We start from the raw sequence: 13,279 nt of genomic DNA, 5'->3' as shown, positions 1-13,279 counted from the left end.
ATTAGGAATTTAGAATAATAAGAGTGAAATAAAGTACAGATAATTCATCGTGTCTATAGGAAAATATTTCCAATACATGATTTTAATTCTATTTCTGTATTATTTTTGAGAATAGGTAAAAATAATTGTGGTATGTTTCGATCTCAGTGAACTGAACGTTTAGTTTCAGCACTTCTAAAAGGTTGAATCATGAGTAAAAAATTATTGTTAGCATCATTGATATCAATGGCGCTTGCTGGCTGTAATCAAGAAAGTATAGAGTTTGTTGGGGAAACGCCGACGAAGCCTGAAACTATTCCTCCGACAGATATTACCCCGCCGGAGCCGGAACCTATTCCTCCTACGGATATTATCCCAACGGTCACTTATTCAGGTAAATTGACGGTAGGTGATCAAGTTCTTAAAGGTGAACTGACTTGTGATGGTAAAGAGCTCACTGACGGTACTTTTGAGATCGGTCAGGGGCAATCTTTTGATTGTCAACTGGGTGCAGTACAGCTTGGCTCTTTCACGGCGCCATTTCCAGATGCTTCTCGTGTAGCAAGCCCTTCTGATAAGGTTGAGCATTCATTTAACCTTGTAGAACAACATGGCGAAAATGTGACCACTGTTTTGCAGTCAATCAACTCATGTGATGAAGACAATACCATCTGTCTAACTGAGCTTGACTCAATCGACATTCAAGATGTTCATGTAAACTTAAATGATCATGATGTTGTACAAGCATTTTTGAAGTCAAAAGAAGAAGAAGCAACTGATGAAGTAGGTAAAGCACCTAGTTCACACGTTGACGCCGATATTGTTCCTGAAGTAACACCTGGTACAAGTAATGATTTAAATAGTGGTTTTGTTTCTGCTAGTGCAGAAGATAGCTATGCCTATAAACCGAGTGCTGAAGCGAAAGTATTAACTAAGAGCCAGTTAACGGATAGTACAGGTACGCCATTAGCTGGGGTTAATTTCTTCTCTGCTAATGCGGTAGGTATCACGGGCGAAAATGGTGAATTCGAATACTTGTGGGGCGATAAGCTTACCTTTGGTATCGATACCTTTGAATTTGGTCGTGTTGCTGGTAATCAAGTGAGTTATAAGATCACAGACGTTAGTGATAATCCAGTTGTTAAAGCGAATATCCAATCGCTAATTACACGCTACGCAGAGAATAATAATTATGGGCTGCTTATTTCAGATAAAGTTCAAGAGACGTTTTCTCTTTACCCAAATGTAATTAACGAACTGATTAATTTAAGTTTACCTAATGGTGGTAAAATTGAAGGAACAGAGTTTTTATTACCTAATGAATTTGATTCACAATTCCAAAATGGGTTAACTGCTGCTATTGATGCCGAACTACAACAGCAACCAGTCTCATTTTATTCTTCAGATATTTCACATGTATTCTCACTAGATAATGGTACTTATGTAACCGATTCTCTAACTAAAATATTTAGTGGGGTAACTAGCTTCCATGTCTTCAATGATAACGGCAGCTTTTATGGTGCAACAGGCTATACAAGAGGGATGCGAGCGTTAAATTTATCTAACCGAGCATTTCCTATTATGATGCCTCGTGCGGATATCAACAAAGATATTCCTTTTGGAGATCAGCAAGCGTGGACTCGTGAAGGTCGTCCATATATTGCCGTTCATCCAACTATTGAGATGCCACCTATCCCTCTAGTTTCAAAAGATAACGCTACTTTTGGTTTTCCTTTTGTTACCGCTGGCGAAATTGGTTCTGGTAAAGTGGTATTTATGGGTAATAGCATGTACCCAAGTATTATTTCATGCCCAGATAACTATTGGGCTAATGATGCACTAAGAATTGATCCTGCATTGCAATCATGTACATCATCGTTTGATTTAGCTAACGATCCTCGTAATGATAATGGCAGTATGAAGACTTTCTTTAATAACCTTTTTACGTGGTTAAATAATGATAAGTCAATCAAGGGTATTAACATTGCGACAAATATCGACGTTGCTACAGCCTTACGTTCAGGTACTTCTCACGGAAATGCATATGAGTTCTTTGTAAACCCATCTTTTGGTTTTTCATCTGTTGAAAAATTAACTAAGGATGGTTTTTCTGGACGTTTATCAGCTAGTGAGACGCCGTTATTAATTCTTCAGGCTTACCCTCCTAAGCCTCAAGGTGACGGCATGAGCCATCGTTTTATTGCTGATTTAGACAACCCAAATCTAAGCCAAGATGATATTACTGCTTTAATTACTTACATTAATGAAGGTGGTAGTGTTGTATTTATGGATGCCATTGATAATAAAACTAACCCAGAGCCAATTGGACGTTTAGCTGATTCAGCTGGTGTTTCATTAGGTGGGAGTAATGTTACCCCAACATCACAAGCATTTTGTGGTTCGTCATATTACTGTCAAGCGCCATCTCCCAATCTTCATGTGAAGAGTCAATATGAAATGGTGGTTCTTGAGCGTTTCCAAGATGTGGATGGACAGCAACCTTATACCGTGAATCAAGATGGTTCGGTAGAATGGACTAAAGATGAAACTAAGATCAAGTTTGAAATTCCAACGTATGAAATTATCAAACGTGATGATAAAGGTGCTCCTTTATTAGACAAAGATGGCAATCCTGTAATGGAGACTAAGTTTGCTCGTATTTTCGTTAAGAATGGTGAAGAGAGAGCTGCTGCTATATCTGAATTACAAGAAGCATTTGACGGAACGCCTTTATGTACTCACTCTTATGAGTATGAGTTTAACTGTATAGAAACTCGTCAGGGTGATGGTATACAAGTTCGTGGCGCATATTGGCGTGCGGATTTTGATCGTTATCAAATGAACCAAGATGTTGTCGAAAGTATGGTTAAAGCTGCAAACCTTGGTGATAACTTCAATGCCCTAATGGAGCATGAAATGTATTACCGCACTAAAGGTAAGCAGGGTGCTCGTTTATCTACCGTTGAGCTAAATCAGACGTACGATAACCTTTCAATTTGGATGTGGAATGATAACCCATATGCTTATGATCCTAATGTTCAAGATGAGTTAGGGTTTAAAACTGCGGTTAACTTTTTAAATTGTTATACAGACAATCAACATCAGACTGATGTTCCAGATGCTGCGTGCCCAGTTGATCTAAAAGCGACATTAATTGCAAATGGTATGATTCATGGTGATGGGGAGTTAACAGGACAAATGAATCCTAGTTATCCATTAAATTACATGGAAAAACCGTTAACTCGCATTATGTTAGGTCGCTCTTTCTGGGATCATGAGATAACGGTTGATACGACTAAATACCCTGGCCGAACACTTGGTGTAACCACAAATGAAGTCGCTAATATTGAGACTGCAGGTGAAGCGGTGAGTTATGCTGCGGGAAATAACCAATCAACAGGGTTATGGGCTCCTCAATTAAGTAATGTAGTAGTTCGTGGTGGTGTTGCTGCAACGATTACTGTCATGATGGCGGATGATTTAACGGGTAAACCTCAACATGAAATTAGCCTAAATCGCCCACCGAGAATGCAAATGAGCTTTACTCATGATGGTATCCGCACTGAATTTAAAGTTCCTTATGGTGGTTTAATTTATATTAAACCGACAGAGACATTAAATGGTGTTTCAACCGTTGCTGAATTTAGTTTGGACGGTGTTGAAAAAGCGGCATGGTGGAAGAAAGAGCCAGCGAGTAACCTTGGTGAGTGGGTAAATACACCTGATTTTTCAACTGCGCCAATCGCAGAGATTGATACGGGTTCATTTATTTACACAACTGCTCTTAATAACGTTAAGACAGCTGATCTAAATGAATTCAGTACAAATATGAACCGCTTTGCTGATGCAGCAAGTGATTTTTACGGTCGTGATGAAGAGAGTGCAGATGGTAAACATCGTCGCTTTACTTATCCAGAGCTAAAAGAGTTCCGTCATCGTTTTGTGAATGATGTACAAATCTCGATTGGTGCAGCTCACTCGGGTTATCCGGTAATGAGTAGTTCATTTAATGCTAACTCAAATAAAATACCAACAAATGCAATTGATGATTGGTTGGTATGGCACGAAGTTGGTCATAACCTTGCTTCAGCGCCATTCTCGGTACCGGGCAGTACTGAAGTTACAAACAACCTTCTAGCTCTATATATGCAAGAATTGGAAGGTCGTAATGCTAACCCAGAAATGGATCGTATTAGAACGAGTATTCAAAAAGCACCAATGTGGCTAGAACAAAATTCAGGTCACGCTTGGAGTCATGGTGATGCCGGTCTTCGTCTAGTTATGTTTGGTCAACTGAAGATTTGGGCTGAAAATCATTTCGATATTGATCGTTGGTATGTTGATGGTGAAACGAAACCAGCTATCTACAATCAAGATCAAGGTTGGAATATGATTAAGCTGATGCACCGTAAGGCTCGTGGTGACCAACAAGGGGATGAAGGTATTAACTACTGTAGTTCTAGTGACACTGGCTTAAGTGCTGGTGATCTAATGATGGTGTGTAGTTCTTATGTATCTGGTTATGATTTGAGTGAGTTCTTCCAAGCATGGAATGTTGGTGAAACATCAGTGACTAATGCCGATGGTACTAAAGTTTACTCTGGTGGTATCAGTCAAGCTGGTTTAGATAAATTAGCGGAAATGAAACTTACTAAACCGAAAAGCGGTCCACAAGCTATAAATGCATTACCTAACTAATTTAAGTTAAGGTAGATGCAATAAACAAAAGCCCCTAAACCATCATGGTTCGGGGGCTTTTTACTGTCAGCTATACAAGCAACAATTACTTATTAATATTAATCAACGCGCCAGATTTACATTGGAAAGTATAGTAACGGCTTGTTTCGTTAAACTTACCTAAACCTTCACCAGTACAGTAATCAACGTTAATATCACGCATGATATCTAGTGTCTTTTGGCTATTTAGTTGGAACTTAGAACCATCGCTACATACGATACGAACACGGCCATCATCACTCACTGAATATACTTTCACTTCAGTATTACATAGCTCAAAAGAGGCATCTTGATAATTGTCTTGTTGTTTTGGTGCACTGCTACAGCCAGCTAAAACTAGTGCAAATACACACGCTAAACTGATTTTTTTCATTGTGATGATTCCCTTAATCTGCATTGTCTTATAAATATATCGTGTCTACTTAATGAATGCGAGTTTCAATCCAATAAATCAGAGCTAAACCTTAATGGTATTAATTTGAGATGTGAGCTCTGCCATTGTTTGCTCTATATGTTGTATATTATTGATTAAGCACGTGAGCATAGGCACAGTTCTGCTTTTCTTGTACACTAAATAAAAAAGAATAGGAGGCAACTTATGCATTGTCCATTTTGTAGCGCAACAGACACGAAAGTCATCGATTCACGATTAGTTTCCGATGGGCATCAAGTTCGTCGTCGCCGACAGTGTTTGGCGTGCAGTGAGCGATTTACTACTTTTGAATCGGCTGAATTAGTGATGCCAAAAGTGATTAAATCGAATGGTAATCGCGAACCATTCGACGAAGATAAATTATCTGGTGGTCTATATCGTTCGTTAGAGAAGCGACCAGTGAGTGCCGATTTAGTTGAGTTATCATTAAATACCATTAAGTCACAATTACGAGCAACAGGTGAGCGAGAAGTGCCTTCAGATATGATTGGTAACCTTGTAATGGACCAATTAAAAGAACTCGATAAAGTGGCTTATATACGTTTTGCTTCTGTCTATCGTAGTTTTGAAGACATTAAAGAGTTCGGTGAAGAAATCGCAAAATTAGAGAAATAACATGAAATTTACCTCCCAAGATCACCAAATGATGCAAAGAGCCATCTCATTGGCAAAACAAGGTATTTATACCACTGCACCAAACCCAAACGTAGGGTGTGTATTGGTAAAAAATGGACAGATTATTGGTGAGGGGGCGCATTTAAAAGCGGGTGAGCCACACGCTGAAGTACATGCACTGCGTCAGGCTGGTAAAGATGCCGAAAATGCCACTGCGTATGTGACATTAGAGCCTTGTTCACATTATGGAAGAACCCCACCTTGTGCTGAAGGCTTAATAAAAGCGGGTGTTGCCAAGGTTATTTGCGCAATGGTTGACCCTAATCCTCAAGTTGCAGGACGCGGCTTAGCAATGTTAAATGAGGCTGGTATTGAAACGGCGTCAGGCTTATTAGAAGCCGATGCAAGAGCCTTAAATCCTTCCTTTTTACAACGTATGGAAACGGGAAAGCCATTTGTTCAATTAAAAATGGCAGCGAGTTTAGATGGTAAAACCGCATTAGAAAATGGGGTAAGCCAATGGATAACATCAAAAGAAGCAAGACAAGATGTTCAACGTTACCGAGCGCAAGCGGGGGCGATTTTATCCACTTCAAAAACCGTAGTAGAAGATAATGCTTCTCTGAATGTTCGCTGGGAAGAACTCCCTATATCAATCCAGAAATCTTATCAAAAAGACACAGTAAGACAGCCTCTTCGTATTATTCTCGATCGCCAGCATCAATTGACGCCTGACTTGAAGTTATTTATGACCGAGGGAGAGGTTGTTACTGCTTCTTCTCAATATACTCACTCTATAACATCACAAGATAATCATTTGCATTGTAATGTTACTGAAGATGGTCAACTCAACTTATCTGAAATCATTGATAAAGTAGCGAAGGCTCATAATGTTAATCATATTTGGGTTGAAGCGGGCGCAACATTAGCAGCAAGCATGATAAAAGCGGATCTTGTGGACGAACTGATTATTTATCTCGCGCCTAAGTTAATGGGCGCTGATGGACGCAGTTTATTAAATCTAGTTGGATTAAAAGCAATGTCTGAAGCGATAGAGTTAGATATTACGGATGTTCGAATGGTCGGAAAAGACATTCGTATTACAGCAAAAATAGTAAGGTAACAGATGTTTACAGGAATTATTGAGTCAATAGGAACACTTCAGGCAATCACTCCAAAAGGTGAAGATATTAGTGTTACCGTCAATGTTGGTAAGTTAGATATGGGCGATGTAAAGCTTGGAGATAGCATTGCCACCAACGGTGTGTGCTTAACGGTTGTTGCGATGACAGAGCATACCTATACTGCTGATTTATCGTTAGAGACTTTAAAACGTACCGGTTTTGTTGATTACAAAGCGGGCGATAAAGTCAATCTTGAAAAAGCCATGTTACCAACGACTCGCTTTGGTGGTCATATTGTCTCTGGCCATGTTGATGCAGTTGGTGAAATTATTGAACGTCATCAAACAGGTCGAGCGGTTGAGTTTTGGATCCAATTACCACAAAGTTTAGCCAAGTATGTGGTAGAAAAAGGGTCGATTACGGTTGATGGCATTAGCTTAACGGTGAACGATTTACGTAAAAATGCATTTAAGCTGACGATCGTTCCTCATACGGCAGCAGAAACAACCATGGATAACTTCTCTGTAGGACAAAAAGTGAACTTAGAAGTCGATGTTATCGCTCGTTATTTAGAAAGACTTGTGATCGGACAGAAAGAAGAGCAACCTGAGTCTTCTGTTACGATGGATCTTTTGGCAAAATCAGGTTTCTTAAAATAACCACTTAACCTAACTTAATATATTAAAGGTATTTCACATGGCAATTAGCTCAGCAAAAGACATTATTGAAGATATTCGTTTAGGTAAGATGGTTATCCTAATGGATGATGAAGATCGTGAAAATGAAGGCGATTTGATCATTGCTGCAGAAAAAATCACACCAGAAGCTATTAATTTCATGGCAACACACGGTCGTGGTTTAATTTGTCTTACTATGACGAAAGATCGTTGTGAAAAGCTGGGTCTTCCACCAATGGTACAAGACAATAACGCACAGTTTACGACTAACTTTACTGTGTCTATTGAAGCAGCTGAAGGCGTAACTACAGGTATTTCAGCAGCCGATCGTTCTCGTACAGTAGAAGCAGCTGTTGCTAAAAATGCGGTTGCCGCAGATTTAGTTCAGCCGGGTCATATTTTCCCGTTAGCAGCTCAAGAAGGTGGCGTATTAACTCGTGCTGGCCATACTGAGGCGGGTTGTGATTTAGCGCGTTTAGCTGGCTTTGAACCTGCAGGTGTTATTGTTGAAATCTTAAATGATGACGGAACAATGGCTCGTCGCCCAGATTTAGAAGTTTTTGCTGAAAAGCACGATATTAAGTTAGGTACCATTGCCGATTTAATTGAATACCGTAATGATAATGAAACCACAATTGAGCGCGTTGCGGAGTGTAAGTTACCAACAGAGTTTGGTGACTTTGAGTTAGTGACTTATCGTGACACCATTGATAACCAACTTCATTATGCAATGAAAAAAGAGAATGTATCAGATAACGCGCCTTTGGTTCGCGTTCATCTACAAGATACCTTTACAGATATCCTTCATTCTGATCGCTGTTCTGAGCGCAGTTGGACATTACCAACAGCAATGCAGCGTATTGCAAATGAAGGTGGCGTGTTGGTTATCTTAGGTAATGAAGAATCAGCAGATAGCATTGTTCATAAAATCAAAGTATTAGAACGACAAGATAGTGGTGAAGCGCCAACAATGGCGAAAAAGCAAGGCACTTCTCGCCGTGTCGGTGTTGGGTCTCAAATCCTAGCTGATTTAGGGATCTCTGACATGCGTTTACTATCGTCGTCTTCAAAGCGTTACCATTCATTATCAGGCTTTGGCCTTAATGTGGTTGAATACGTATCAAAATAAAGGCTCCCATGGGCTCTATTGAGTAAATAGAGCCCAAATAATTAGATATTTGTCACAAAGCTGTGATAGAATTCGCCGATTCTCACTATGATATATAGTTGAAAATAGTTACCCAGTTTAATTGGAATAATATAGATACAGGAAGGCTTATGAACGTAATTGAAGGCGGCGTTGCTGCTCCTAATGCGAAAATTGCAATTGTCATTTCTCGCTTTAATAGCTTTATTAATGAAAGTTTACTTTCTGGCGCTATTGATACTTTAACGCGTTTTGGTCAAGTATCTGAAGAAAACATCACTGTTGTTCGCTGCCCTGGCGCTGTAGAATTACCATTAGTTGCTCAACGAGTAGCTAAAACAGCAAAATATGATGCTATTGTTTCATTGGGTTCTGTTATTCGTGGTGGTACACCACATTTTGACTATGTATGTAGTGAATGCAATAAGGGTCTAGCACAAGTATCTCTGGAGTATAGTATTCCAGTGGCGTTTGGTGTTTTGACTGTTGATACTATCGATCAAGCAATCGAGCGCGCCGGTACCAAGGCTGGTAATAAAGGGGCAGAGGCTGCACTAAGCGCACTCGAAATGATTAATGTTCTGTCTCAAATCGAATCCTAATGGGGGTTAGTGTGAAACCAGCCGCACGTCGTAATGCACGTCAATTTGCGCTTCAAGCAATCTATTCATGGCAATTAAGCAAAGAAAATATTGCTGATATTGAAGAGCAGTTTTTAACTGCAGAGAAGTATGATGAAGAAGAGCATCATGCAAAAGAGCCTAAGCTACAAGCCCCAGAGACAGATGTAGCGTATTTCCGCGATCTTTTCTCAGGTGTTGCTCTTAACCACATTAAGTTAGACGGTAAAATGCGTCCATACTTATCTCGTCCACTTCAAGATCTTGACCAAATGGAACTTGCGTTATTACGTATGTCTATTTACGAGATGATGAACCGTGATGACGTACCATACAAAGTTGTTATCAATGAAGCGATTGAACTTGCAAAAGTATTCGCAGCAGAAGATAGCCACAAATTTGTAAACGGTGTATTAGATAAAGCGGCTCCGACTTTACGTAAAAAATAAGTTGGAAGTAGCATACTAATTAATTGTAAAGGTCAGCCTAGTTGCTGGCCTTTTTTATAACTAAAAACTGAATGCATAAACAATGAGTAGTGAATTTAATTTAATAGATCGATTCTTTGTTCAAAACAATGTTTCTAGAAGTGATGTTGACTTAGGTATTGGTGATGATTGCGCTTTGGTTTCAGTACCTGAAGGTTATCAAGTTGCGATTACAACAGATACCCTAGCGGCGGGAACGCATTTTTTAATCGATGCAGATCCTGTTAAGGTTGGATATAAAGCACTGGCTTCTAATTTAAGTGATTTGGCGGCAATGGGAGCAAAACCAACCTGGGTTTCTCTCGCATTAACGTTACCTAAGCCTGATGAGAAGTGGCTAGAAGGATTTTGCGAAGGTTTCTTTGGCCTGGCAAAACAACATAATGTTCAACTCATTGGCGGTGATACAACCAAAGGTCCGTTAAGTATTACGATTACAGTGCAAGGTCTTGTACCAACAGGAGAGGGGTTAACTCGTAAAGGTGCAAAGGTAGGAGATGATATTTACGTTACAGGATTTATAGGAGACAGTGCTGCTGGTCTTGAGATATTGCTTGATACAAATAAGCAAATAAAAACACAACTAGAGCAAGAACTAGAGCATAGACATTATTATTCAAACCCCAAAGTCCAATTAGCACAAAAAATTCGTCATCTCTGTCACTCTGCATTAGATATTTCTGATGGGCTTATTTCAGATTTAGGTCATATACTTAAACAGTCAAATGTATCTGCTAAAATACAGGTTAATGCCTTACCAATTAGTGATGAACTTCTGGCATTTTATTCTCATGACATTGATAAGTGTTTGAAAACGGCATTAGTAAGTGGAGAGGAGTATGAACTTTGTTTCACTGCACCAAAAGAGAATAGAGAAGCGATTAAACAAATATCTTTTCTTTTAAATCATGATGTTAGTATAATTGGTGAAATCTCGGAAGGCCCATTTACCACTTTAGATAATAATGTGAAATTACGTAAAGATTCCATCTTATTAGATTGGGTTCTTTATGGCTACGATCATTTTAGGAATTAATCATGACAAATCCTTTAGCATTAATTAGTTTAAAAAATCCGTGGCATATTCTGGCTACAGGGTTTGGTAGTGGTTTAGCGCCAGTGATCCCAGGAACCATGGGAACGCTAGCTGCAATCCCATTTTATCTATTGTTAGCACAACTTCCTTTTTCTCTATTTGTGGTCGCAGTTATTGTTTCTGCAGTAATAGGAATTAAAATTTGTGACATTACTTCATCAGACATGAAGGTGCACGATCACGGTTCAATTGTATGGGATGAATTCGTTGGTCTTTGGATAACGATGAGTATTGTCCCTTACTTAAATATATCGGTAACTGACTGGAAATGGTTACTAACAGGGTTTATTTTATTTCGATTTTTCGACATGGTAAAACCTTGGCCAATTGGATGGCTAGATAGCAAAGTTCATGGCGGCTTTGGCATCATGCTAGATGATATTGTCGCTGGATTTATGGCTCTAATTAGCCTTTGGTTAATAGGTAAATATTCTGGTTGGTTATAAATGGTTACATTCAAGGCAAAATACTGTTCATTATTATTCGTATTGGCAACTTTTTTAAGTTATTCCAAATCAGTATTTTCAGATCCTGTTTTAGTCGGTTACTGGGGCTATAATGAGTATTTAACAAAATATCCTAAAGAAAAAGCACTCACATTATCATTGGCTGATACCGTAAAGGAAGCGCCCATTCCACTTTCTGTGCAACAAGATAAACCTGTTAAAATTTCATTTATTTATCCTGGAGAGCAAGCCTCTGACTATTGGAAGCGTAACTTAATCGCTTTTGAGGCTCGCTTACAGGCATTAAATATAGATTATGAATTAACGCCAGTATCAACCCGATTGAATGTAGACTTTAAAGAGCAGAGCTGTTCTTTATATAATGCGATTGAGCAAAAATCAGATTATCTTATTTTTACCCTTAGTACGGCTCGCCATCGTAAATTCATTGAACATGTATTACAGAACCCTGAAACCAAAATTATTCTGCAAAATATTACAACACCCGTAAAAGCATGGCATGACACTCAACCACTATTATATGCGGGTTTTGATCATGTTATAGGAACTCGTTTATTAGCCAAATATTTTCAAACTAAGTTTCCTAACGGCGCTAAATATGGAATGTTATATTATTCTTATGGTTATTTAAGTACAGCTAGAGGGGATGTATTCGTTCAATCGATGGATAATAATAAGTACACGTTAACGTCTTCTTTTTATACTGATGCGACAGAAGAAAGTGCTTATAAGGCAACGAAAAATATAGTGAATGACAACCCTGATATTGATTTTATTTATGCTTCTTCTACCGATATTGCTCTTGGTGCACTAGATGCCTTAGATGAGAATATGAATGTTCAACCTGTGCTTAATGGTTGGGGTGGTGGCTCGCTCGAATTAATAGCTATCGAGCAGGGTAAACTCGATGCCACAGTCATGAGAATGAACGATGATATTGGCGTTGCCATGGCTGAAGCAATTAAATTAGATCTTGAAGGCAAGCAAGTTCCTACTGTGTACTCTGGTGATTTTGAAATGGTAACATCAGAGACAAGCACAGAAGAATTAGAGAAGCTAAAGCAGAGAGCTTTCCGTTATTCAGGCGTGGACTTCGAGCATGAGTAAAGGAAATGTTTTGAAAAAAGCATCGTTAGCTGATCTTATCTTTCGAGCTATTTTCGTTATATTTTCTATTTTAACGGTAGGTATAACAATTCATACCTACCAGCTTAGCATTAATACAATTAATGAAGAGGTTAAGCGAAACTTACAACAAACCTCTAGTTTAGTAACTAATTTTTTAAATCATCGTTTAGCCATATTGCAAATAAGGCAAGATACGGATGCGGGCAGTTTGGGGTTACAAGATGGTGAAAATACAGACCGTATTCGAAGCCTTGAGCATTATTTCTCAGATATAGAGGCAAGATCACCATATAACTCACCAGACTTTCGTTTTATTGAGGTGGATAATACTCTTTATTGGAATGATGGTAATAATCTTTTTCTTGGTTTAGGAGAGCAAGACCTCCAAGGTATACTAGATAAAAATATTCATATTAATACTTGGTATTATATGATGATCGATAAGGCGTTACCTAATGCTCATATTTTAATTAGAAAAACACCGATTGTAGTCTCTTCTTCTGGTAAGGTAAGAGGATATCTATACAATGCGGCAATATTAAATAATAATATTTCTTTTGTTCATAATTTAAAAACGGTAAGCAATAGCCAAGAAGTGTTGATTGTTAATAATAAAAACATTATCGCTTCAAGTATAAAAAAAGAAACAGAAGAATATAATAGAATTAAAAAAGTAATTAACGAATCTGATTTACTATCACCAAATAAAATTATAAATGCTACAGATATAGATGTTAAATCATTAAATGGAAAACTATCTATATCAGG

The 13,279-nt window shown here is 38.5% G+C and carries 12 protein-coding genes; 11 read left to right on the top strand and 1 reads right to left on the bottom strand.

The features are described 5' to 3' along the window. Positions 1-189 precede the first annotated feature (189 nt). Positions 190-4,677, top strand: a complete 4,488-nt coding sequence (locus PVK70_RS18030) for an SslE/AcfD family lipoprotein zinc metalloprotease (RefSeq protein WP_130047210.1) — start codon at positions 190-192, stop codon at positions 4,675-4,677. Between the two features lie 85 nt (positions 4,678-4,762). On the opposite strand, the gene PVK70_RS18025 is transcribed toward PVK70_RS18030, so the two are convergent. Then, entirely contained in the window at positions 4,763-5,089 is a 327-nt protein-coding gene (locus PVK70_RS18025; RefSeq protein WP_130044728.1) for a hypothetical protein, read from the bottom strand. A gap of 225 nt (positions 5,090-5,314) precedes the next feature. On the opposite strand from PVK70_RS18025, the gene nrdR reads away from it, so the two are divergent. From nrdR to PVK70_RS17975, 10 genes are all read left to right on the top strand, one after another. Beyond that, positions 5,315-5,764 (top strand): transcriptional regulator NrdR, encoded by a 450-nt coding sequence (gene nrdR, locus PVK70_RS18020; RefSeq protein ID WP_130044730.1) that lies wholly within the window; start codon positions 5,315-5,317, stop codon positions 5,762-5,764. Position 5,765: 1 nt separating this feature from the next. Beyond that, the gene (gene ribD, locus PVK70_RS18015; RefSeq protein ID WP_130047209.1) at positions 5,766-6,887 is read left to right on the top strand and encodes a bifunctional diaminohydroxyphosphoribosylaminopyrimidine deaminase/5-amino-6-(5-phosphoribosylamino)uracil reductase RibD; all 1,122 of its coding nucleotides are present in this window, start codon (positions 5,766-5,768) and stop codon (positions 6,885-6,887) included. Between the two features lie 3 nt (positions 6,888-6,890). Beyond that, positions 6,891-7,547 carry a riboflavin synthase gene (locus PVK70_RS18010; protein ID WP_130047208.1) on the top strand — a complete coding sequence of 219 codons (657 nt, stop codon included), beginning with the start codon at positions 6,891-6,893 and terminating at the stop codon, positions 7,545-7,547. 37 nt (positions 7,548-7,584) lie between these two features. Further along, complete coding sequence (gene ribBA, locus PVK70_RS18005; protein WP_130047207.1) at positions 7,585-8,694, top strand: bifunctional 3,4-dihydroxy-2-butanone-4-phosphate synthase/GTP cyclohydrolase II; 1,110 nt, start codon at positions 7,585-7,587, stop codon at positions 8,692-8,694. Positions 8,695-8,843: 149 nt separating this feature from the next. Beyond that, on the top strand, positions 8,844-9,314 hold the full coding sequence (gene ribH, locus PVK70_RS18000) for a 6,7-dimethyl-8-ribityllumazine synthase (RefSeq protein ID WP_122035847.1): 471 nt from the start codon (positions 8,844-8,846) through the stop codon (positions 9,312-9,314). Next, a complete protein-coding gene (gene nusB / locus PVK70_RS17995; protein WP_105054205.1) occupies positions 9,314-9,781 on the top strand; it encodes a transcription antitermination factor NusB in 468 nt (155 codons plus the stop codon). Before ribH ends, nusB begins: the two co-directional genes overlap by 1 nt. An 82-nt stretch (positions 9,782-9,863) precedes the next feature. Continuing rightward, complete coding sequence (gene thiL, locus PVK70_RS17990; RefSeq protein WP_130047206.1) at positions 9,864-10,856, top strand: thiamine-phosphate kinase; 993 nt, start codon at positions 9,864-9,866, stop codon at positions 10,854-10,856. Between the two features lie 2 nt (positions 10,857-10,858). Continuing rightward, positions 10,859-11,362: a phosphatidylglycerophosphatase A gene (pgpA, locus tag PVK70_RS17985; RefSeq protein WP_130047205.1), complete on the top strand. Its 504-nt coding sequence runs from the start codon at positions 10,859-10,861 to the stop codon at positions 11,360-11,362. Beyond that, on the top strand, positions 11,363-12,490 hold the full coding sequence (locus tag PVK70_RS17980; RefSeq protein ID WP_130047204.1) for a substrate-binding domain-containing protein: 1,128 nt from the start codon (positions 11,363-11,365) through the stop codon (positions 12,488-12,490). It begins immediately after the preceding gene. Further along, positions 12,483-13,279 (top strand): LuxQ periplasmic sensor domain-containing protein (locus tag PVK70_RS17975; RefSeq protein WP_274441696.1); only part of this gene is annotated, 797 nt, incomplete at its 3' end. The genes PVK70_RS17980 and PVK70_RS17975, both read left to right, overlap by 8 nt.

The sequence above is a fragment of the Aliivibrio sp. A6 genome (assembly GCF_028765505.1).
In the GTDB taxonomy this organism is placed as follows: domain Bacteria; phylum Pseudomonadota; class Gammaproteobacteria; order Enterobacterales; family Vibrionaceae; genus Aliivibrio; species Aliivibrio finisterrensis_A.
The sequence above is the reverse complement of the archived record's forward strand: the minus strand, read 5'-3'. Positions and strand labels throughout refer to the sequence as shown.

Coding starts and splice junctions, on each gene's coding strand:
- PVK70_RS18030 (WP_130047210.1), top strand. CDS start 190: ATGAGTAAAAAATTATTGTTAGCATCATTGATATCAATGGCGCTTGCT.
- PVK70_RS18025 (WP_130044728.1), bottom strand. CDS start 5,089: ATGAAAAAAATCAGTTTAGCGTGTGTATTTGCACTAGTTTTAGCTGGC.
- nrdR (WP_130044730.1), top strand. CDS start 5,315: ATGCATTGTCCATTTTGTAGCGCAACAGACACGAAAGTCATCGATTCA.
- ribD (WP_130047209.1), top strand. CDS start 5,766: ATGAAATTTACCTCCCAAGATCACCAAATGATGCAAAGAGCCATCTCA.
- PVK70_RS18010 (WP_130047208.1), top strand. CDS start 6,891: ATGTTTACAGGAATTATTGAGTCAATAGGAACACTTCAGGCAATCACT.
- ribBA (WP_130047207.1), top strand. CDS start 7,585: ATGGCAATTAGCTCAGCAAAAGACATTATTGAAGATATTCGTTTAGGT.
- ribH (WP_122035847.1), top strand. CDS start 8,844: ATGAACGTAATTGAAGGCGGCGTTGCTGCTCCTAATGCGAAAATTGCA.
- nusB (WP_105054205.1), top strand. CDS start 9,314: ATGGGGGTTAGTGTGAAACCAGCCGCACGTCGTAATGCACGTCAATTT.
- thiL (WP_130047206.1), top strand. CDS start 9,864: ATGAGTAGTGAATTTAATTTAATAGATCGATTCTTTGTTCAAAACAAT.
- pgpA (WP_130047205.1), top strand. CDS start 10,859: ATGACAAATCCTTTAGCATTAATTAGTTTAAAAAATCCGTGGCATATT.
- PVK70_RS17980 (WP_130047204.1), top strand. CDS start 11,363: ATGGTTACATTCAAGGCAAAATACTGTTCATTATTATTCGTATTGGCA.